General features: G+C 70.1%; 22 protein-coding genes and 1 pseudogene. 12 read left to right on the forward strand and 11 right to left on the reverse strand.

Annotated elements, in window-relative coordinates; all coding sequences use genetic code 11:
- The first annotated feature begins 24 nt into the window (after positions 1 to 24).
- Positions 25 to 993, forward strand: a complete 969-nt coding sequence (locus G361_RS0129875) for a cyclase family protein (protein ID WP_019930812.1) — start codon at positions 25 to 27, stop codon at positions 991 to 993.
- Positions 994 to 1,011: 18 nt separating this feature from the next.
- On the opposite strand, the gene G361_RS0129880 is transcribed toward G361_RS0129875, so the two are convergent.
- Complete coding sequence (locus tag G361_RS0129880) at positions 1,012 to 1,938, reverse strand: LysR family transcriptional regulator (RefSeq protein ID WP_026343664.1); 927 nt, start codon at positions 1,936 to 1,938, stop codon at positions 1,012 to 1,014.
- 25 nt (positions 1,939 to 1,963) lie between these two features.
- On the opposite strand from G361_RS0129880, the pseudogene G361_RS51935 reads away from it, so the two are divergent.
- Positions 1,964 to 2,566: pseudogene (locus G361_RS51935) on the forward strand (FAD-dependent monooxygenase); the annotation flags it as partial.
- Here the strand turns inward: G361_RS51935 and G361_RS51940 are convergent.
- On the reverse strand, positions 2,515 to 2,649 hold the full coding sequence (locus tag G361_RS51940) for a hypothetical protein (protein ID WP_019930815.1): 135 nt from the start codon (positions 2,647 to 2,649) through the stop codon (positions 2,515 to 2,517). The pseudogene G361_RS51935 and the gene G361_RS51940 sit on opposite strands and share 52 nt — an antisense overlap.
- Before the next feature lie 131 nt (positions 2,650 to 2,780).
- Between G361_RS51940 and G361_RS51945 the strand changes: the two genes are divergently transcribed.
- From G361_RS51945 to G361_RS0129905, 5 genes are all read left to right on the forward strand, one after another.
- Positions 2,781 to 3,188, forward strand: a complete 408-nt coding sequence (locus G361_RS51945; RefSeq protein WP_019930817.1) for an FAD-dependent monooxygenase — start codon at positions 2,781 to 2,783, stop codon at positions 3,186 to 3,188.
- 19 nt (positions 3,189 to 3,207) lie between these two features.
- Positions 3,208 to 4,146, forward strand: a complete 939-nt coding sequence (locus G361_RS0129890; RefSeq protein WP_019930818.1) for a VOC family protein — start codon at positions 3,208 to 3,210, stop codon at positions 4,144 to 4,146.
- 62 nt (positions 4,147 to 4,208) lie between these two features.
- Complete coding sequence (locus tag G361_RS51235) at positions 4,209 to 5,006, forward strand: SDR family NAD(P)-dependent oxidoreductase (RefSeq protein ID WP_019930819.1); 798 nt, start codon at positions 4,209 to 4,211, stop codon at positions 5,004 to 5,006.
- Entirely contained in the window at positions 5,003 to 5,785 is a 783-nt protein-coding gene (locus G361_RS0129900) for an SDR family NAD(P)-dependent oxidoreductase (RefSeq protein ID WP_019930820.1), read from the forward strand. Before G361_RS51235 ends, G361_RS0129900 begins: the two co-directional genes overlap by 4 nt.
- A gap of 49 nt (positions 5,786 to 5,834) precedes the next feature.
- A complete protein-coding gene (locus G361_RS0129905; protein ID WP_019930821.1) occupies positions 5,835 to 7,004 on the forward strand; it encodes a S9 family peptidase in 1,170 nt (389 codons plus the stop codon).
- Positions 7,005 to 7,013: 9 nt separating this feature from the next.
- Here G361_RS0129905 and G361_RS0129910 read toward each other — a convergent pair whose 3' ends face one another.
- The 4 genes from G361_RS0129910 to G361_RS0129925 form a co-directional block, all read right to left on the reverse strand.
- Positions 7,014 to 8,600, reverse strand: coding sequence for an ABC-F family ATP-binding cassette domain-containing protein (locus tag G361_RS0129910; protein WP_026343666.1), 1,587 nt, complete (start codon positions 8,598 to 8,600; stop codon positions 7,014 to 7,016).
- 166 nt (positions 8,601 to 8,766) lie between these two features.
- Entirely contained in the window at positions 8,767 to 9,411 is a 645-nt protein-coding gene (locus tag G361_RS0129915; protein ID WP_019930823.1) for a LysE family translocator, read from the reverse strand.
- Positions 9,412 to 9,460: 49 nt separating this feature from the next.
- Entirely contained in the window at positions 9,461 to 10,294 is an 834-nt protein-coding gene (locus G361_RS0129920; RefSeq protein ID WP_019930824.1) for a dienelactone hydrolase family protein, read from the reverse strand.
- 51 nt (positions 10,295 to 10,345) lie between these two features.
- Positions 10,346 to 11,185 carry an AraC family transcriptional regulator gene (locus tag G361_RS0129925; RefSeq protein WP_019930825.1) on the reverse strand — a complete coding sequence of 280 codons (840 nt, stop codon included), beginning with the start codon at positions 11,183 to 11,185 and terminating at the stop codon, positions 10,346 to 10,348.
- Positions 11,186 to 11,392: 207 nt separating this feature from the next.
- Between G361_RS0129925 and G361_RS47400 the strand changes: the two genes are divergently transcribed.
- Positions 11,393 to 12,226 (forward strand): hypothetical protein, encoded by an 834-nt coding sequence (locus G361_RS47400; RefSeq protein WP_155981848.1) that lies wholly within the window; start codon positions 11,393 to 11,395, stop codon positions 12,224 to 12,226.
- A 50-nt stretch (positions 12,227 to 12,276) separates the two neighbouring features.
- On the opposite strand, the gene G361_RS0129935 is transcribed toward G361_RS47400, so the two are convergent.
- Positions 12,277 to 12,507 carry a hypothetical protein gene (locus G361_RS0129935; protein ID WP_019930827.1) on the reverse strand — a complete coding sequence of 77 codons (231 nt, stop codon included), beginning with the start codon at positions 12,505 to 12,507 and terminating at the stop codon, positions 12,277 to 12,279.
- A 144-nt stretch (positions 12,508 to 12,651) separates the two neighbouring features.
- A complete protein-coding gene (locus G361_RS0129940) occupies positions 12,652 to 13,305 on the reverse strand; it encodes an NERD domain-containing protein (RefSeq protein WP_196814659.1) in 654 nt (217 codons plus the stop codon).
- A gap of 302 nt (positions 13,306 to 13,607) precedes the next feature.
- On the opposite strand from G361_RS0129940, the gene G361_RS0129945 reads away from it, so the two are divergent.
- The 4 genes from G361_RS0129945 (at position 13,608) to G361_RS0129960 (ending at position 18,594) form a co-directional block, all read left to right on the forward strand.
- The gene (locus G361_RS0129945; protein WP_019930829.1) at positions 13,608 to 14,378 is read left to right on the forward strand and encodes an SDR family NAD(P)-dependent oxidoreductase; all 771 of its coding nucleotides are present in this window, start codon (positions 13,608 to 13,610) and stop codon (positions 14,376 to 14,378) included.
- Positions 14,379 to 14,512: 134 nt separating this feature from the next.
- A complete protein-coding gene (locus G361_RS0129950; RefSeq protein WP_019930830.1) occupies positions 14,513 to 17,818 on the forward strand; it encodes a serine/threonine-protein kinase in 3,306 nt (1,101 codons plus the stop codon).
- 63 nt (positions 17,819 to 17,881) lie between these two features.
- Positions 17,882 to 18,382: a DUF2975 domain-containing protein gene (locus G361_RS0129955; RefSeq protein WP_019930831.1), complete on the forward strand. Its 501-nt coding sequence runs from the start codon at positions 17,882 to 17,884 to the stop codon at positions 18,380 to 18,382.
- Positions 18,382 to 18,594 (forward strand): helix-turn-helix transcriptional regulator, encoded by a 213-nt coding sequence (locus G361_RS0129960; RefSeq protein ID WP_019930832.1) that lies wholly within the window; start codon positions 18,382 to 18,384, stop codon positions 18,592 to 18,594. Before G361_RS0129955 ends, G361_RS0129960 begins: the two co-directional genes overlap by 1 nt.
- Positions 18,595 to 18,782: 188 nt before the next feature.
- On the opposite strand, the gene G361_RS47405 is transcribed toward G361_RS0129960, so the two are convergent.
- From G361_RS47405 to G361_RS0129975, 3 genes are all read right to left on the reverse strand, one after another.
- Positions 18,783 to 19,424, reverse strand: coding sequence for a hypothetical protein (locus G361_RS47405; RefSeq protein WP_019930833.1), 642 nt, complete (start codon positions 19,422 to 19,424; stop codon positions 18,783 to 18,785).
- A gap of 132 nt (positions 19,425 to 19,556) precedes the next feature.
- Complete coding sequence (locus G361_RS47410; protein WP_019930834.1) at positions 19,557 to 20,468, reverse strand: hypothetical protein; 912 nt, start codon at positions 20,466 to 20,468, stop codon at positions 19,557 to 19,559.
- Entirely contained in the window at positions 20,465 to 21,019 is a 555-nt protein-coding gene (locus G361_RS0129975; RefSeq protein WP_026343668.1) for a hypothetical protein, read from the reverse strand. The genes G361_RS47410 and G361_RS0129975 overlap by 4 nt, the downstream gene beginning before the upstream one ends.
- Positions 21,020 to 21,069 lie beyond the last annotated feature (50 nt).

The raw sequence follows: 21,069 nt of genomic DNA on the forward strand, positions 1-21,069 counted from the left end.
CTTCCCTTCTCCCGGAAGTCCGTCATGACCGTTTCGATCGACCGCACCGATCCCGAGGGCAGCATCGCCCGCGCCGCGCGGCTGTGTTCCAACTGGTACCGCTGGGGCGCCGACGACGTACTCGGCACCCTCAATCACCTGACCCCCGAAACCCGCCGTGCCGCAGCGGCTCTCATCCGGCGCGGGGTGAGTTTCTCACTGTCGCAGTCGTTCGACATGAACGGCCCGCAGCGGGGCTGGCGGCGGCGCACCAATCCGGTGCACACCATGCTCGACACCGGAACCGATGCGGCCGCGGGCAATCAGGGCTTCCCGCACGGCATCGGCGGCGCCGACGACGTGATCGCGATGCCGTTGCAGTGCTCGACGCAATGGGACGGACTGGGCCACATCTTCGACCACGGCCGCGCCTACAACGGCCGCGACGCCGCGAAGACCGTCACCTCCGACGGCGATCTGGTGACCGGTATCGAGCATATGGCCCCGCATGTGGCCGGTCGCGGCGTCCTGCTCGACGTCGGCACGGTGATCGGCGAGAACGGGGAACTGCCCGACGGTTTCGCCGTGACCACCGACCATCTGCTCGCCACCGCGGCGGCGCACGGGGTGGCGGTGGGACGCGGCGACATCGTCACCGTGCGCACCGGTCAGCTGTCCCGGGTCCGGCACGCGGGCTGGGGCGAATACGCCGGCGGCGCGGCGCCGGGATTGTCGTTCACCACCGCACAGTGGTTGCGTGACAGCGAGATCGCCGCGATTGCCACCGACACGTGGGGATTCGAGGTACGGCCCAACGAATTCGACGATGCCTTCCAGCCCCTGCACCAGGTGGCGATCCCGCACATCGGCCTGCTCATCGGCGAGATGTGGGATCTGGACGCGCTGGCGGCCGACTGCGCCGCCGACGGACGCTACGAATTCTGGCTCACCGCGGCGCCGTTGCCGATCACCGGCGCCGTCGGCTCCCCGGTCAATCCGGTCGCGGTGAAATAGGCTGCGGGCGAAGCCTTCTCACGCTCCGCCGGCCGGCAGGCCGAGGCTCGTCACCGCACGGGTCACCAGATCGCGCAGGTATCGGTGTTCCGGATCGTCGTCGTGGATCGGATGCCACCACATGGCCTCGAGCAGCGGACCGGCGGCGAACGGGCACGGCAGCGCGCGGACACCCAGTTCCGCGGGGAGGCGGTCGGCCAGCAGGCGCTGATACAGGGCCACCCGTTTCGAACCGGCCACCAGACCCGGCACGGTGAGGAAGTTCTCGGTGACCACCTGCACGTGCGGCTGGATGCCGAGCATCCGCAGCTGCCGGGCCGCGGGTGTGGAGGCCGTGGGGCTGTAGTACGTGGCGACCCACGGCATGGTCTCCAGTTGCCGGATGGTCAGCTCGGCGCCGACCTCGTCGTTGCCGGCCGCGACCAGGCAGACCCATTCGTCGCGGTACAGGTCCCGGTAGGACAGGTTGTCGAGGAAGCCGTGCGGCATCAGCAGCAGATCGGTCGTGACCAGCACCTGATCGATGCTGTCGATCTTCTGCGGGGTGTTCGCCGACAGCCGCAACCGGCACCCCGGCGCCTCCGCGGCGAACAGCTCGCTGATCGCGGCGCCCAGCACCGCGATGCTGTAATCGCTGACCACCAAGGAGAATTCGCGCGTGGCCGACGCCGGATCGAAATCCGGCTCGGCGGCGAACACCCGCTCCACCCCGGACAGCACCACCCGCACCCGGTCCTTGAGCTGCACCGCCAGCGGCGTGAGCCGGTACTGATTGCCCACCCGGGTGAGCAGATCGTCGCGGAAGTGTCGGCGCAGCCGGGCCAGCTGCGCCGACACCGCGGGCTGACTCAGGCCCATCTGATCGGCGGCGCGGGTGACGCTGCGCTGCTCCAGCAGCGCGTCCAGCGCGACCAGCAGATTCAGGTCCAAACGGGTCAGGTTCACGAGGCACAGCATATCCATGAGATCTATGCAGTGCATAACCATTTTCAGCTTCCCTGATGGTCCTGCCTCCGGGAGAGTGGTCCACATCTCATCGCTTCATCGGACAAGGGAGTCCCCTGTGACAGCCGTGCACAACGTCCTGGTCGTCGGCGGCGGCATCGCCGGGACAGCGGCCGCGATCGCGCTCGCCGACGGTGGCGTCGCGGTCGACCTGATCGAGGCCAAGCCCGACATCTCGACCATCGGCTCCGGAATCACCCTGCAGGGCAATGCCTTGCGCGAACTGCATCGCCTCGGTGTGTGGGATCGGGTTGCCGCCGAGGGTTATTCGTTCGACAGCCTCGGCCTGCGCGCCCCGGATCCGGCGGGCACCCTGCTCGTGGAACTGCCCGACCTGCGGACCGGCGGACCGGATCTGCCCGCCGGCCTGGGTATGCCGCGGCCCGCGCTGGCCGCGATCCTGCACGAGCGCGCCGTCCGGGCCGGGGTCACCGTGCGTTTCGGTACCACCACGACCGAGCTCGGCCAGGACGGCGACGGCGTCGATGTCACCTTCGGCGGCGGCGCGACCGGACGCTACGACCTGGTGATCGGCGCCGACGGCATCCGCTCGGCGACCCGGCGCCAGGTCGGCATCGAACTGGCGATCCGGGAGACCGGGATGGCCATCTGGCGCGCCTTCGGCCCGCGACCGGCGTCGGTGACCCGCACCGACCTGTTCTACGGCGGACCCTCCTACATCGCCGGGCTACTGCCCGACCGGCGCGAACTCGCTGTACGCGTACATCGTCGAGCCCGTCCGCGACCGCAGCGGGCTGAGCCCCGAGCAGCGGCTGGCGACCATGCGCGAGCTGGCCGCCGCCTACCACGGTCCGTGGGACGAGATCCGCGAGACGCTCGACGATCCGGATCGGGTGCACTACACCAGATTCGAGACCCATGTGCTCGCGCCGCCGTGGCATCGCGGCCGGGTCGCGCTGGTCGGCGACGCCGCCCACTCCTGCCCGCCGACCCTCGCCCAGGGCGCGGCGCAGGCGCTGGAGGACGCCACTGTTCTCGCCGAACTGCTATGCGCCGCCGATGTTCTCGACGACCGGTTGTGGTCCGCGTATACCGCCCGCCGCTACGTGCGGGCCAAGGCGGTGGTCGACGCCTCCAATCAGCTCGGCGACTGGCTGCTCGACCACGAACCCGGCGATGTGCCCGGCCTGATCGGTGGCGTCGCCGCCCTGGTCGCCCGACCGTCCTGATTCCGGAAGGAACAACATCATGACCGAACGTCCGATCACCCACCTGCGCCACCTGGACCTGGCCGTACCCGACCTGGCCCGGCAGCAGGAATTCTTCACCGGCACTTGGGGTCTGACCACCGAGCACACCGACAGCGGGCTGGCCTTCCTGGCGGCCGAGGGCTCACCGGAGCAGTACGTGATCCGGCTGCGGCAGGCCGCCGACAAGCGCATCGACCTGATCGCCTTCGGCGCGGCCACCCCCGCCGACGTGGACGCGCTGGCCGCCCGGCTGGCGGCCGACGACGTCCGGCTGGTCACCGAGCCCGGCACGCTCGACACCCCCGGCGGCGGTTACGGTTTCCGCTTCTTCGACAACGAGGGCCGCACCGTCGAGGTCAGCGCCGACGTGGCCGTCCGCGCCCATCGCAGAATCGAAGCGGGCGAATCCGTTCCGGTGCGGCTGTCGCACGTGGTGATCAATTCGGCTGTGCCGGAACAGACCCGGGCGTTCTACGAGCGGCATCTCGGCTTCCGGCTGTCGGACATCCTCATGCATCCCCGCATGGGCGAGATGATGTATTTCCTGCGGATCAACCGCTGGCACCACAGCCTCGCGATCGCGCGCGGCCCGCACGCCTCGCTGCACCACGCCTCGTTCGAGCTGCGCGGGATCGACGAATACCTGCGCGGCACCGGCCGGATGCTGCGCGCCGGGGTGGAGAAGATCTGGGGCCCGGGACGACATCTGGCCGGTAACAACACCTTCAGCTATTTCCTCGATCCGCACGGCAACACCGTCGAATACACCACCGAGCTGGAACTGATCGACGAGGACAGCTGGCACCCGCACCTGTACGACTTCTCCCGGCCGGAGGTGTCCGACCAGTGGGGCACCGCGAACGAGATGAACGAATTCGTGGCCGCCAGATCGTTCAACGACCCGGACAAGGGGCTGTTCATCGCCCCGCCGGTGTAGCCGGAACCCCCTGTGCGCCGGTGACTTCCGGCCATCGACGCCATCGCGCGAAGGAGCGACACATGATCGACAATGCGAGAACCGCACCGCCGGTGGGGCTTCCGGCCGGGCGGCTGGCCGGCCGCGTGGTCGTGGTGACCGGCGCGGGCCGCGGTCAGGGCGCCGCCGAGGCGCGGCTCGCCCGGCGCGAGGGCGCCACGGTCGTGGCCGTCGATCTCGCCACCGAGCCGCCGGAACCGTTGCCGCACATCGACTATCGGCCACTCGACATCACCGACGCCGCGGGCTGGGCCGCGCTGGCCGCCGACCTGGCCGACCGCTACGGCCGGGTGGACGGGCTGGTCGCCAATGCCGGCATCACCCACCGGGCCCGGGTGGCCGAGCTGGATCCGGCCGATCTCGACCGGGTCCACCGGGTCAACGTCGGCGGCACGCTGCTGGCGATCCAGGCCGTGCTGCCGCTGATGCCCGCCGGTGGTTCGATCGTGGTGGTCGGCTCCTCCGCGGCGCTGACCGGTCATTATCCGGTCGCCTACACCGCGAGCAAGTGGGCGCTGCGCGGACTGGCCAAGGCCGCGTGCGTCGACCTCGGCCCCCGCGGCATCCGGATCAACACCGTCCATCCCGGCTACATCGAGACCCCGATGACCGCCGCCGCGCCACCGGCGTTCCGGGCCGCGAACATCGCCGAAACACCCTTGGGCCGAACCGGATCCGTCGACGAGGTGGCGCCGCTGGTGGTGTTCCTGCTCAGCGCCGACGCCGCGTTCGTCACCGGCGCCGAGATCGCCGTCGACGGCGGCCTGACCGCGCACGGCGGCGTGAAATCCATCGGCGACGCGCTGCGGGTGGCGTCGTGACCGGGCGGCTGACCGGCAAGGTCGCCCTGATCACCGGGACCGCCGGCGGCCAGGGCCGCGCGGCCGCGCTGCTGTTCGCGGCCGAGGGCGCCACCGTCGTCGGCACCGATGTGAACGCCACCGGCGCGGCCGAGACGGTGGATCTGGTGCGGGCCGCCGGCGGCCGGATGACCAGCGCACATCCCCTGGATCTCGCCGACGAGGCCGGCGTGCGGCGCTGGGTCGACGAGGCGGCGACGGCGCACGGCGGTATCGACATCCTCTACAACAACGCGGGCGCGACCCGGTTCGCCCCGCTGACCGAGACCGGCTACGACGACTGGTCCTTCACGCTGCGCAACGAGCTGGACATCGTCTTCCTGGTCACGAAATACGCTTGGCCGCACCTGATCTCGCGTGGCGGTGGCGCGGTGCTGCTGGTCGGCTCCACCGCCGGTATCACCGGATCCATGACCAATGCCCGCATCGCGCACACCGCGGCCAAGGGCGGTGTCGTCGCGATGACGAAACAGCTTGCGGCCGAAGGCGCCCCGCACGGGATCCGGGTCAACTGCGTCAGTCCCGGCATGATCCGCACCCCGGCCACCGAACACGATCTGCTCGGCGCCGACCATCCGATGCGCGATATCGCCACGCACATTCCGCTGGGCCGCGTCGGCGGTCCCGAGGAGATCGCCCGTTGCGCACTGTTCCTGCTCGGCGACGACTCGTCGTATGTGACCGGAGCCAACCTGGTCGCCGACGGCGGCTGGTCGGCCGTGCTGCCCGGGGCGTGGTGAGCAGGCCACTCCCCCCGGCATTTTCCCTGTCCCCGAATCAGGAGTACCGATGTTCGAATACTTTCCCGGAAATTACGTCTGGAACCTCAGCGTGGTCGCCACCCTCAACTCCGGCGGTCTGATCGACGAGGTCGATCGCGCCTGCCGGCCCATCCGCGACGCCGCCACCCGCGGCGAGGACGCGGGCACCGCGGACTTCCTCGCGGCCTGGACCGCGCTGACCGACACCCTGGTCGCGGAGGCCGAGACCGCGGAGAAGGCGGGCCATCGGCGCACCGCCGGCACGCTGTACGCCCGCGCCACCAACTACCTGTGCCAGGCCGAGCGGATGCAGAGCGCGTCGTCGCCGGATCGGCTCGACACCTATCGCCGGGTCCTGGAGTTGCAGCAGAAGGCCTTCGACCTCGTCGATCCGCGCACCACCCGGGTCGAGATCCCGTTCGAGGGCACCACGCTGCCGGCCTACTTCCACCGCGCGCCCGCCGCCGACCACGGCCCGGCGCCGGTGCTGATCATCTGGAACGGCCTGGACTCCACCAAGGAGCACATCTACGCCTCGCACGCCCATACCGAACTGGCCGCGCGCGGCATCTCCACCCTGATGGTCGACACGCCCGGCACCGGGGAGGCGCTGCGACTCGGCGGGCTGACCGCCCGCATCGAGACCGAGGTGTTCGCCGCCGCCTGCGTCGACCATCTGGAAACCCGCGCGGACGTCGACACCGCGCGGATCGGCCTGGCCGGATGGTCGCTCGGCGGCTACTACGCCCCGCGCGCGGCGGCCTTCGAGAAGCGGCTCGCACTGGTCGTGGCCTGGGGTGCGAACCACAACTGGGGGGCGGTGCAGCGCCGCCGCCTCGAACGGGAGGGTGAGCGGCCGGTGCCGCACTACTGGGAACATGTGCTGTGGGTGTGGGGTTACGACGATCTCGACGAGTTCATCGCCTATGCCGACGGCGTCCACCTCGACGGCGTGGTCGAGCGGATCACCGTCCCGTTCCTGATCTGCCACGGCGAGAACGACCGTCAGATCCCGCTCGAGTACGCACACCGCTCCTACGAGCAGGCGGTGCACAGCCCGAGGCGGGAGCTGCGGATCTTCACCGCGGCGGAGGGCGGCGCGGAGCACATCGGGCTGGACCACCTGCCCTACGTCCGCGATTTCGTCGCCGATTGGGTCGCCGACGTCTTCGCCGGCACCGGGTCGGCCGGAAGCTGAACCCGGACATCAGGTTTCGACGATCCCGTCGGCGGTCAGCGCCAGGCGGCGGGTGACGCCGATATCGTCGAGGAAGCGCGGGTCGTGGCTCACCACCATCAGTGCACCCTCGAAACCGGCGAGCGCCTCGGTCAGGTGGTCCAGGCTGGGCAGGTCCAGGTTGTTGGTGGGCTCGTCGAGCAACAGCAGCTTCGGCGCCGGTTCCGCGAGCAGCAGTACGGCCAGCGCCGCCCGTAGCCGTTCGCCGCCGGACAGGACACCCGCCGGTACGTCGGCATCGTTGCCGCGGAACAGGAATCGGGCCAATTGCGCCCGGATCCGCTCCGCCGAGGCGTGCGGCGCGGCGGCCGCGACGTTCTCGAACACCGAGCGCCGCTCGTCGAAGATGTCCAGGCGCTGGGGCAACATCCGCCACGGCACCTTCGGCCCGGTTGCGCAGATCTGTTGCAGCAGTGTGGTTTTGCCGACACCGTTGCGGCCGGTGAGGGCGATGCGCTCCGGACCGGAGATCCTCAGGGTCACCACGGGCCCGTTGGCCAGCCGTACCTGCTCCAGTTCGATCACGTCCTGGCCCGGATGCAATCGGGTGCCGGGCAGGTCGATCCGGATCTCCCGGTCGTCGCGGACCTTCTCCTGCGCCTCGGTGAGGCCGTCGCGGGCGTCCTCCAGCTTGCCGAGATGGTTGTTGCGCAGCTTGCCCGCCGACACCTGCGCGGCCCGTTTGCGTGCGCCCATCACGATTTTCGGCTCCCGCTTCTGCTCGGCCATCCTGCGGCCGTAGCGCTGCCGGCGGTCGATCTTGATGCGCGCCTCGACCAGTTCCCGGGCCTGCCTGCGCACATCGCCGCGAGCGTCGCGGACCGCCGCGCGGGCGGCCTCCTGCTCGGCCTCGACGATCCGCTGATATTCGGTGAGATTGCCGCCGAACAACCGGATCGCCCCGTCGCGCAGTTCGGCGACGGCGGAGACCCGGTCCAGCAGTTCCCGGTCGTGGCTGACGGTGAGGACGGTGCCGGTGAACTGGCCGACCACCTCGTAGAGCCGTTCGCGCGCATGGTGATCCAGATTGTTGGTGGGCTCGTCGAGCAGCAGCACATCGGGTTCGCGCAACAGCTCGGCCACCAGGCCCAGCAGTACCGTCTCACCGCCGGACAGGGTGTCCAGGCGGCGGTCGAGCTGGGTGACATCGCTTGCGAGATAGTGCAATCCGAGCCTGCCGAGCAGGGCGACGGCCCGCTCCTCGATATCCCAGGCGGTACCGACGCTCTCGAAGTCGGCCTCGGTGCCCGCGCCGGTTTCGATGCGGTGCAACGCCGCTCGGATCCCGGCGATGCCGAGGACCCGATCGACCCGCAGCCCGGTGGCCAGTCCGAGGTCCTGGCGCAGATATCCGATCCGGCCGGGCACCGTGATCGAACCGCGCAGCGGACGCAGCGCACCGGCGATCAGGCGTAGCAGGGTCGACTTGCCCGCGCCGTTCGCGCCGACCAGACCGAGGTGCCCGGGGCCGAGGACGACGTCGAGACCGTCGAATACGGGGGTACCGTCCGGCCAGGCGAAACCGAGTGCGGACATGGTGACGGTCGGAGATGACATGGGGAGCTCCCGGAGGGTAAGCGCAGGAATATGGCGCGCGAATGCGGGCCACGCGGCGGTTACCTCAGGAGAGCAACGTCCCGACTCCGATCGACGACAACAGGACGCCGAACACCTTATCAGGCGCTACCAACCGGAACAAGGGCCCCGGATAGAGCCGCCGCGATCAGGCTTCCGTGGCCAGGCGCACACCGAATCCGACCAGCACCAGCCCGGCGACGGCGTCCAGCCGGCGGCGGATGCGCGGCGCCTGCATCCAGCCGGTCACCGTGCCCGCCGCGGCCACCAGGCCCACGCAGTACAGCGCCGACAGGACGATGTACAGGCCGCCGAGGCCCAGCGTCGTCCAGGCGACCGAATAGCCGTCGGGCACGAATCCGGGCAGGAACGTGACGAACAGGACACCGATCTTCGGATTCAGCAGATCGGTGAGCAGCCCGGCCACGAATCCGCCGGACCGGCCGGGCAGTGCGGCCTGCGAGCGGTCGCCGGCGGCCGTGGTCTGCGGGCGGTCGCCGGCGACCGGGCGCAGCACCGAGCGCAGCGACTGCACACCCATCCAGACCAGATAGCAGGCGCCGGCGATCTTCAGCACGTCGTAGCCGATCTCGCTGGCGCGCAACAACGCCGACAGTCCCAGCGACGCGGCGGCCACCCAGACCACCAGCCCGCACAGCACACCCGCCGTCGTCCGCAACCCACCGCTGCGGCCGCCCCGCACCAGACTGCGGACGACGACCAGGGTGTCCGGACCGGGCAACAGGATCAACAACACGGCGGCGAGCGTGAACGACAGCAGGGCGACGAGCATGGGTCCATCCTAGGAATGGCAAAACCGCAGGTCGACGGCGGGGCGCGGATCACCGCGCGGTCGGTGGACCCACCTCGAGCCGGTCACGCAGGAAGTCCAGCACGCGATGCAGCGCGTCCTGGGTCGGCTGGCCCGGCTCATCGATGAGATGTTCGGTCAGCACCGAATGTGGACTCAGCACGCCCTCCGGATTGGCCGCGGCGTCGTCGAGTTCGATCGCGACGAACGCGTCACCGAGTTGGTCGCGCAGGAAGTCGAAACGTTCTGCGGGTGACCGCCGATCGCCGCGGAACCGCAGTCCCATCACCGAAAGTCCTTCCGCGCAGCGTTGTTTCACCCGTTCCAGATCCGCCGGGGCGAGGTCGATCGCATATCGCTGCCCGGCGGTGAACGCCAGCGGCAGGCCCGGCTGGGACAGCACCGGCGCGACCAGCCGATCGTCGACGGCCATCGCCAGCGCGAACCCACCGGTGAAACACATTCCGACCGCGCCCACTCCGGGCCCGCCGCAGCGCCGGTGCTCGTGTTCGGCCAGCGCCCGCAGCCAGTGCACCACCGGTGAGGTACGGCCGGTGGCGAGCACCACGAACTCCCGGCTGACACAGATCGGCCCGAACTGGCTCGCGACATCGGCGAGCGCGGTGAGCAGGCCGTGTGCCGCCGGGCTGGGATCGCGGCCGGGCTTGCCGTACAGATGCGGCACCACCGCGGTGCACCCGGCCCGCGCGACCCGCCGCGCGAAATCGAACACCTGCGGTGAGATGCCGGGAAATTCCGCCATCACGATCACCGCCGGTCCGCTGCCCTGCCGGAACACGGTGCGGGATTTGCCGTCGTGGGTGAAGGTGCCGGGCTGGAAATCGGTGAGCGCGTCGTCGGCCATGGGTCCTCCTCGGGAGATGTCCACCTCACCTTCGGCCGAGCGGCGAGCGTTCTATAGAACGAATGTTCCCCAGGTCCGATGGCGATGTTCCGGGAAGCCCGCGAGCGGTTGCCCGGCCAGCATCCCCGGCGTGAGGTCGGCGAAGCCGGCGAGATCGCGGCCGAGATGGGACTGATCGCTGTAGCCGCAGTCCGCGGCCACCGCGGCGGCACGCCCGCCCGCCACCAGCGCATCGACCGCGTGCCGGAATCGGACCAGCATCGCCGCGCGTTTCGGGGTGAGACCGATCTCCGACTCGAAGCCGGCCCACAGGCGTTTGCGGCTCCACCCGCACAGCTGCGCCAACTCCCGGACCGTGACCTGACCTCTCGTCGCGACGATGCGCCGCCAGCCGGTGACGATCTCCGGGCGCGGGGCCCGGCCGGCCTCGGCACCTTCGCGCAGAAACGCACCGGTCAGCGCGAACCGCTCGTCCCAGTCGGCGGCCTCGGCCAGCCGTTCCCGCAACCGCCGGGCGCGCACGCCCCAGATCTCCTCCAGCCCGACGACCCCGAGGCCCGTCGCGACGGGGCCCAGCAGCGCACCGGCGGTCAGCGGTGACAGCCGCACCTCGATACATTCGGCCCGATCACCGCGAACACGCATGGCGCCGTTCGTGATTCCCGAGACGAAGCCGCCGACGACCTGCCGGCCGGCGTCACCGTCGACGACCAGATCACCGGACCCGAATCCGATGAGCAGGGTCACCGCGGGCCGTCCGACGACCCGGACGTCCAGCCCGGCGCCGCTCCGATGGCGAAAACCGATCATCGCGACCTCGCGGACCGGCCCACGCTCGGCCGGGGCCGCGAATTCCCACTGCTCGCCGCTATCGGCCCTGGTGGCGCCCACTCGTCCAGGCTAGTCCGCCCGCTCGCGCACTCCGCCGCGACGGCCTCGCCGCGCCTGCCCGCGACGGCCGTTCGGCGTGGTTGCGCCACTGTGCCGCATAGTGTTTCGTCACAATGATCGTGGGCTTGCGATCCGGGCGGAACGGCTGTACTAGTTGTGATCGACGTTGACTGTGTTCACTGCACGAAGTGAAGGAGAGTGGGGCCCATGGCCGGTCGCCATCGCGCTGTGCCCACCGGGCGGGCGGCCGTAGCCGGTGCCGTACCGTTCGCCCTGGCCGTCGCCTGCATCAGCGACGCGGGATCCGCGCATGCGGCCGCCACCGCCGCGCCGATCACCGACGACACGGATATGCCGGGCATCCACGATCTTTCGAGGCCCAGTCCCGAGTCCAACCGGCACGTGGCGCCCCAACCGGCCACCGCCGTACCGGAAGTCGCTCCCTTCGACACCCTGCCGACCCAGGGCGTGACCGCGGCGGACGACCAGAACGACACGAACGACATGAAAACCGCTGCGCCGCACCAGAATCAGCAGCCGGAAGCAGCCACCCCCGCACTCGACGCCACCCCCACCGCACCTTCGGCCGCCGCACCCGCACCCGCCACCCCGCCCCCGCCGCCCGTGCCGGACACCGAGCGCATCGGCCGGCACGCACTGCAGGGCGCCGGTGTCGGCGCCGCGGTCGTCGGCGTACCCGCCGCCGTCGTGGGCGGCCTGGCCGGCGGTGTGGTCGGCGCCGGTGTCGGCGCCGCCGCCGGACTCGTGGCCGGCACCGGTGGCGCCGCGCTGACCGCCATCGCCGCCGATGTGGCCCTGGCCGGTACCGGCGTCGGCGCCGCGGCGATCGTCCCGGCCGTGGCCGCCGAGGTCGTCGCCGCGCTCCCGGTCGCGGGTGGCGCGATGGTCGTCGGCGGTGTGGTCGGCGCGGGCGTCGGAGCCGCAGTCGGCGCCGCGGCCCTCGGCCTCCCCGCCGCCGCGGTGGGCGGCATCGTGGGTGCGGGCCTCGGCGCGGGCGCCGAAGCCGCCGGCCTGTCCTGAACCCGTTTCCGGCCCGGCCCGCGCCGGGCCGGAAACACCTACCGCCCCACCTATTCGTACGGTTCCCGCAGATATTCGTTCGTGCCGAACACCTGCCGGACCGATTCCCGCCACCGCCCACCCGCCAGATAGTGACGTCGCACACCCCCACCGGCGGGCTCGATCAACCCCATGCGCTGCAACAGATTCAGATCCCGTAGCGCCTGATCCCGGGTGAGCCCCTCGTCCGCCGCATAGGTGACCCGCCGCAGATTCCCCTCCGCGGCGGAGAACAACGCCATAGTGGTCCGCTCGTGCAGCCCGAGCTCCCCGCCAGGCTTGTCCTGCGGATCCAGGTCGGGGTTCGATGCAACTCGGCCACTGTGCGACCAGCATCGTCGCATCGGTGCGATCCGGATGTCCCGGTCGGTTGCATCCGGGGGCGGTCAGCGTTCGCGGATCGGCGGGGGTGCGACGTATTCGGCCATTGCTTCGGCGAGGGCGGTGGGGTCGGCGGCGTAGAGGTGGTGCAGGTCCAGGGAGTCGAGCAGGGGGGCGATGTGGTCGGAGGTCCATTCGACCGGTTGGTCGGAGACTCGGTCGAGGTAGTAGCGGAAGACGTCGAAGTCCTCGACGATGATGTCGGTCATGGGTGCGGGCCGGGGGGCGTCCAGGCCGGGGACGTCCTGGCCGGGCAGGAGCAGGACGAGGATCAGGCCGTGGACGGCGGCGGGGGCGCCGGTGGTCTGTTCGAGCCAGTTCTCGGTGGCCGTGATGTCGGCGTGCATCCGGTCCATCGGATCGTCGCCGTCCTCGTTGCCGGGGAGGGCGGCGGGTTGTCCGTCGGCCATGTGCCAGGGGCCGTCCGGCGGCACCACCAGCACACCGTCCTGGCTGGTATGAAAACCCTTGATTGCCACGGCAATACAGCGCTGCGGGGTCCAGATCAGTGCGTCGAGTCGGCGAGTGTTGCGGTCGCGGTCGGGGATTCGGAGGTTCATCAGGACCACGCCCGGTTGTTCGGGACTCCACCGAATCCATTCGGCGAAGCGCTCTTCCGCCGTCGACAGCGCCGACGCATCATCGATCAGGAGCAACACGACTACCTCCCCACTGGTACCGCCGGTGTGCACGTGCGGACGAAAAGGTCTGGGCACGTGCGTGGTTCGAGCTTAGCTCGCGAAGGTGGGCCGGCGCGTTGATGTTTCGATATCCGTGCTGCCGGGGTGGCGCTCGGGCGCTTCGGCGGGGGTTCGGGCCGAGCCGGCGGTGCGTGCTCGGTCCGGTCTCGATCTGGTCGAGGCGGCCGGGAAATGGGCCGGAATCCGGCCGGGCGCGTGGATCGTAGAGCGGGTCGGCACCCGCGCCCGGCCCACGACATCCGACCGGAAGGAACGGCAGCATGGCTCGTCTCCAGAACAAGGTCGTCCTCGTCACCGGCGCCGCAAACGGGATCGGCGCCGCGACCGTCGCCCGGTTCGCCGCCGAGGGCGCCGTGGTGGTCGCCACCGACATCGACGAGGCCGCGGGCCGGGCGGTGGTGGCGGAGGTCGCGGCAGGCGGGGGCCGGGCCGAATTCCGCACCCAGGACGTCAGCGACGAGGAGGGCTGGATCCGGGTCACCGCGCACGCCCTCACCGCGCACGGGCGGATCGACGTGCTGGTCAACAATGCCGGGATCTACATCATCAGCCCGCTCGCGGAGACCACGCTCGAGGACTGGAACCGGCTGATGGCGGTCAACGTCACGGGGGTGTTCCTCGGGATGAAGCACACCGCGCCGAAGATGGCCGAGAACGGCGGCGGCGCGATTCTGAACCTGTCCTCGATCGCTGGCCTGGTCGGCGTGGCCGGGCACACCCTGTACGGGGCCAGCAAGGGGGCGGTCCGCACGATGTCCAAGGATGTGGCCGCCGAATACGCCGCCGCCAACGTGCGGGTGAATTCGATACATCCCACCTACGTCAAGACCGCGATGGCCGAATACGGCGCCGCCGCGGCCGGCAGCACGCTCGAGGCGCTCGGCCCGAAACTGTCACCGCTGGGCCGCATCGCCGAGCCGGCCGACGTGGTGAACTTCCTGGTCTTCCTCGCCTCCGACGAGGCGAGCTATCTGACCGGCTCGGAATACACCATCGACGGTGGCGGCACCACCCTGATCAGTCTCGGGTGAGGCGGGCAACGGTGAATCCGACTACCCTTGACTCCCGAGGATCCGAGGCTGATCGGAGCGACCTCGGCTCCGAATCGAACGGCGACTGACGAGCGACCATGGACCGATCGGATGGTGTTCCGACCCAACGAGACATGTCGACGGGCATCGTCGCCGAGCTGGCGGCGGCCGGTTTCGACGTTCCCGAGGAGATCGGACGCGGCGGTTCCGGAGTGGTGTACCGGTGCCTGGAATACGGCCTGGAACGCTACGTCGCGGTCAAGGTGCTCCGATCCGAGGTGGCCGGCGCCGAGCGCGAACGGTTCGTCCGGGAACAGCAGGCCCTGGGCCGATTGTCCGGGCATCCGCACATCGTGCCGGTCTTCACCGTCGACGTCGCCGCGAGCGGCCGTCCGTATCTGGTGATGCCCTACTTCGCGCGCGGCTCGCTGGACCACGTACTGCGCGAATCGGGGCCGCTGCGCTGGCCCGAGGTGCTGTCGATCGGGGTCAAGATGGCGGGGGCGCTGGCGTCGGCGCATGCGCTCGGCATCGTGCATCGCGACGTCAAACCGGACAACATCCTGCTCACCGACTACGGCGAACCCCAGCTGTCGGATTTCGGGATCGCCGCGTTCGGGGCGGCCGCGCTGCCGACGATGATCGACGGCACGCCGGCCTTCACCGCGCCCGAGGTCCTGCGCGGCCGGGCCCCGACGCCCGCCGCCGATGTGTACGCGCTGGCCGCGACGCTGTACTGCCTGCTCACGGGGCATTCGCCGTTCGAGCGCCGGACCGGGGAACCGATCGAGGTCCAGTTGGCCCGCATCACCGCGTCGCGACTGGTCGATCTGCGCGACTACGGCATTCCGGACGCGGTCTGCGCGGTACTCGAATCGGCGATGGCAATGGATCCCCCGGAACGACCGGCGGCGGCGACCGCGTTCGGGGAGCGGCTGCGCGATGTGCAGCGCCGCTCCGGGCAGCCGATCGACGTCATGGCGGTGCCCGCGGACCTGTCCGCCGCCGAACCGACCGGCGCGCTGCCCGCCTACGCGGCCGGGTCGGTGTCCGATCCGCCGCCGCCCATCGCGGCGACCAAGTTCCGGCCGCCGAACGCGCCGCGGACCGCGGTCGAGCGGACCCGGCTGCTGGAGACCCTGCGCCACAGCAGCCGGCGCCGATTGATTCTCGTGCACGGGCCCGCGGGCTTCGGCAAGACCACGCTGGCCGCGCAGTGGGCCCACGAGGTGGAATCCGCCGGAACACCGGTGGCCTGGCTCAGCGCCGATCCCGACGACGACAACGTGGTGTGGTTCCTCACCCACCTCATCGAGGCGATCCGCGGCGTGCGGCCGGAACTGGCCCGGGAGATGGGCGCCCTGCTGGAGGGCCGGACCTCCGACGCCACCCGCTCGGTGCTGTCGGCGCTGATCGACGAGATCCACGACAGCGGCCGGGAGATCCTGCTCGTCGTGGACGACTGGCAGCGGGTCCGCGGCCGGCACACCCTCCAGGCGATGGATTACCTGCTGCGCAACGGTTGTCATCATCTGCGGATCCTGGTGACCGGGCGGAACCGATCCGGACTACCGTTGTCCACCTTGCTCGTACAGGACGAGCTGGTCGAAATCGACGCCGCCGCATTGCGTTTCGACTCCGGCGAGGCGAGGACCTTCCTGGTCGACCGCAACGGCCTGGTGTTGAACGCCGACGAGGTGGACAAGGTGCAGCAGTCCACCGAGGGCTGGGCCGCCGGACTGCAACTGGCCCAGCTGTCGCTGAACGGCCGCGACGATCCGGCCGGCTTCATCGACAACCTCACCGGCCGGTACCACATGATCGGCGAATACCTGACCGAGAACGTGCTCGACTCGCTGGAACCGTCGCTGCTGGACTTCCTGATGGCGACCACGACCACCGGCAAGATCCGCGCCGATCTGGCCGTGGCACTGTCCGGCCGGGCCGACAGCCAGGATCTGTTGCAGCAGATCGCCGATCGCAATCTGTTCCTCCAGCGCCTGGACGACACCGACGAATGGTTCCGCTACCACCGTTTGTTCGCGGATCACCTGCAGCGCAAGCTCGCCCAGCAGGATCCGGATCGGGTGACGGCGCTGCACGGCCGAGCCGCGGAATGGTTCGCCGAACACGACATGCTGGTCGAGGCCGTCGATCACGCGCTGGCCGCCGACGAGTCCGAGCGCGCGGTGGAGTTGGTGGAGCTGCACTGCGCGGGCCTGATCCAGTCGTTCCGGATGGCGACGTTCCTCGGCCTGATGGCGAAACTGCCCAGCCCCCTGACGGAATCGCGGCCGCGCCTGCAATTGAGCGCGGCCTGGGCCTATCTCGGCATGGAGCGCAGCACCCAGGTGCGGCTCGCGCTGGACCGGGTGCTGGCGGCGGTGGCCGGTGGTGACCTCCCGGACCACGAAACCCTCGGCGTGCGAATGGAAGTGGCCGCGATCGAGGGCCTGGACCGATATCTGGTCGACCGGTTCGACGGCCTGCCCGCGATATTGGCCGAGCACCTCGACGACTCGACCCCGCCGATCGTCGGCGTGGCCTCCTCCGACCTCGCGGGCTTCGCCGCCCTGAACCGCTACGACTTCACCGAGGTGGACCAGTGGTTCCGGTCCGCGGTCCGCTACGGCGCGGTGGTGGGCCCGGTGTTGTTGCAGCACAGCCACTGTCTGGCCGGGCTGGCCGCGACCGAACGCCTGGACATCGCCGCCGCCGAGGGGCACTACACCGCCCCCGTGCGAGTGCCCCGCAGCGCGGATCTGGGCGTCCGGATCGCGATGGAGGTCGGTGCGCTGCTCGGCGCGCTGCGCTATCTACAGGGCCGGCTCGACGAGGCCGACCGATTGCTGCGCGCCGCCGGGACGCTCGACCGGCACGCGGGCGCGGTGGACTTCCTGATCGCCACCTACGCCGTGGCCGCCCGGCTGGCCACGGTCCGCGGCGACCGCGACCGCGCCGAACGGCTGCTCACCACCGGTGGCCGGATCGCGCAGGAGAAATCCGTGCCCCGCATGGCCGCCGCGATCGTCAACGAGCGGGTGCGCGCGGGCCTGCCGATCCCGGACGAGACGCGCGCCGAGTTGCTGAATCGACCACCGTATCGGCGGCACGACAACAGGATTCGCGCCGCCACCGCGGAACTCGACGAGGATTCGGCGATCCGGCTGTTGCTGGCCGCGGGCACCCCGGCCGATATCGAGACCGCCGCCCGCCGTGCGGAATCCGTGGTCCGGGAGATCGCGACCCAGTACCGGCCGCGCGCTCTGCTGGAGGCGCGTCTGCGGTACGCCTGCTGCCGCTGGGCCGCGGGCGCCTGCGAGGAGGCGAAAGAGATTGTGCGCCCGGCACTGTCGTTGTGCGCCGAACTGGGCGTGCCGCGACTCGTCCGGGACGGCGGCCCCGGCATCGAGGCCGTGCTCGCGGCGCTGGACGAGTGAGACTTCGGCCTACTCGCGCCAGAATCTATTGATTTTCGATCGATTACGAACGATTATCGATACGTGCATCGCTTCCTGGTGGTCCTGCTCCAACTCGGTATCGTCGCGGCCTTCGCCGCCGGACTGTTCGGTCAGATCGTCGTCGTCCCCACCACCGGCGCCGACGAGGTCGACCAGTATCCCCCGTACGCGCCCTACGCGGTCCCGTACGAGTCGGTGGCGATCGTCGGAATCGCCTGTGTCCAAATCGCTCTGATCGCGACGTGGATGCTGCTGGCCCTGGTCCGCCGCAACTCGATCTTCAGCCCGGACGCGACCCGGTGGCTGAACGTCGTGATCGGCAGCGCGGTCGGCGGCACGCTGCTCGCCGCCGGCGTGGTGGTCCACCTGTTCTTCGGCAGCGTGCCCTCCCCCGACGACGGCTGCACCGAGATCACGGGCCTGTTCGGCAACGCGGTCCTGGGCACCGCCGCCGGGATCGCGCTGGTGATGTTCCTGGTCATCGTGCGCACCCTGCTGCGCAAGGCCACCGCGTTGCAGACCGAGATGGCCGAGGTCGTCTGATGGCGGTGGTCGTCGACATCGATGTGCTGCTCGCCGCGCGGAAGATGTCGGTCGGGGAGTTCGCCACCGCGGTGGGCATCACCCCGGCCAATGTCGCCGTCCTGAAGAACGGCCGCGCGAAAGCCGTGCGGTTCAGCACCCTCGACGCGATCTGCCGGGTCCTCGGCTGCCAGCCCGGCGACATCCTGCGGTGGGTCCCGGATCCGGAGTAGACATTTCGGATCGCGAAACTTGTCGGTACCCCGCGCAATGATGCCGCTATGAACATTCCCCCCGTTCGGCGACACCCCTTGCGACCGGTCGACGACACGTTCGGCTGGGACATCAGCCCGGTCTGCGGCCACCGCGCCGCCGACTGCTGCGCCGGCTGCGACGCCTGCACGATCTGCGACGGCGAATGCTATTGCAGCGCGGTCGACGACGAGCCGCTGTACCTCCTCGCCGGCTGAGCCGATCGCCGGGCCGCCACCAGGAACGCGGCCTGGGCCGCGGTGTTGCAGAGCTGCTCCGTCCATTGCAGCGCGACGGTCTGGTCGGGGCGCGAGCCCAACGGGCCGAGGACGAAGAAGCTCACGAGCTGGATGCCGAACAGCACGGCTGTGGTCGTATCGCCCGCCCGGCGAGCGAGCCCGATGAGCCGGAACCCGGTCAGCGTCGCGAAGACGGTGGCGCTCACCAGCATCGGCAGTGGACTGCGGGCCAGGATCGCCACGAGCGCACTCGCCGCGATGACGGCGGCCGCGGCCACTCGGTGCGCGATGCGCGCGGAGTCGCGGGTCAAGGTCAGGTACAGCAGCGCGAATCCACAGGTCAGCAGCGGAAAGAGCATGCCCCGCAACCACGGTAGGTCGGGCCCGCCGGCCGCCGCGATCAATTTGGCCGTGGCCTTGGCGAATCCGCCGGCGCCGATCAGCGCCGCCGCCACCACGATCCGGTACCCCGGGCCGCGGCGGTGCAACAACAGCACGCCGCAGGTGGTGAGCAGCACCGGCACGAAGTCCTCGACGGCCAGCGGGACCGGGTAGTTCAGGGGTGCGCTCATCGGCGTTTCGAACAAGGAAACCGCGTATCCATCCGACGATTCTGCCCGGCGCCGATACGGCTGTCCACCCGGACGCACGGTGCCCGGTCGCGATCGCGACCGGGCACCGTGACGGTATGTGCGGAATGGTTCCTAGTGACCGACGGCCAGCAGTTGGTCGAGGAAGGTGCGGTAGCTCCGCAGCGCCTGTCGCAGATCCTCGGTGACGTCGCCGCCATCCGAGTCACGCGACCAACGGCCCTCGAGCGCTTGCTTCCGTTCGGCGAGAACGGTTGTCAGCTGCTGGATGGTCTCGGTGACGAGCTCGTCCGCCTTCACGACCGCATCGCGCGGATCGTCGACGAAGTTGCCCTGCGCCTCCCGGAACCGGGTGCGCAGCCCGTCGATATCGGACGTCGCGAACAGCGGGCCGGGATCCGATCCCGCTCCGGCGGGCGCCGGCGCGGTCTGCTCGGATGTGCCGAAGCCGTTGGCCTCCAGGCGTTCCGCGACCACTCCGGGATCCGAGCCGAGGGCCTGCTCGCCCTCCACGTCGGACGCCTGGCCGTCGGCCTCCGCCACCCGGTCGCCGGCTTCCGCCGCGGGCAGACCGGTTTCGGGCTCGAGCACCGGCTCGCCGGACTCGGGCTCGTATTCGCCTGTGCGGGAGCCGGACTCCTGCTCGAATTCGCCTTCGCGGGAGTCGTTTTCGAGGTGCGCACTGTCCGCGTCCCGATCGGCGCCGAGGTCGTCGGCCGTTTCCGGCCGGGACCCGAGGCCACGTTCCTCGTCCGCCGACTCGGATTCGACACCGTGCTCGCCGGCCGATTCGGCGTCGTACTCGCCCGGCTCGGCCGCCGCCGCGGGTGACCGCTCGCCGAGGTCGTCGGCGGGTTCCCCGTACGCCGCGGCGGATTCGGTTCCGTCGGCCTCGTCGTCGCGGAGATGCTGTGCGCGTTCGGTTTCCGGATCCACCTCGGCATCGATGATCTCGTGCTCGGTGTTGTCGTGCGGAAACTTCGTGTCCGCATGGTCAGCGTGCGGCCGGTCGTGTTCTACGGTCATGATCGTGCGGCTTTCTCGTTGCTGGTATCACCATTGAGCAAGTCCTGGAACAGGTCTCGGTAGTGCACGATCGCGGTGCGCATGTCCTCGGTGGACACTCCGCTCCCGTCGGAGCGCGTCGCGATCTCGTGGGCGACGCGGTAGCGGCCCACCGGCTCGGCGTGCTCGACCGACAGATCGGCGACCTGCTGATCGAAATCGTCGGTGGGATAACCACGTTCGGCCATCACCGTCACGATCAGCCGATCGGCGTCCTGCAATGCCGCTTCCGGATCGTCGACGAACCGCTCCTGCGCCTCGGTCCACTGTGTGGTGTACCGCTGACGCTGGTCCTCCGACAGTTCGTGCAGGTCCAGCTCGGAATGCCGGCGTTCACGGTCGGCCAGTTCGCGTTCCGCGGAACGCCGATCCCCGGTCTCGGTCACCGTCCGGTCGTATTCGGGCCCGAATCGATTGCGTAGTCGCCGCCGGCGCAGCATGGGCCGCGCCGCCACCGCCGCTAAGGCGGCCACAACTACTACTACTAGAACGACTATCACCACGGATGACATATGAACCTCCTTGTCCACCCAGAGGTGTCGCAACCGCTATTCCTCACCGG

The organism is Nocardia sp. BMG111209 (assembly GCF_000381925.1).
GTDB lineage: Bacteria > Actinomycetota > Actinomycetes > Mycobacteriales > Mycobacteriaceae > Nocardia.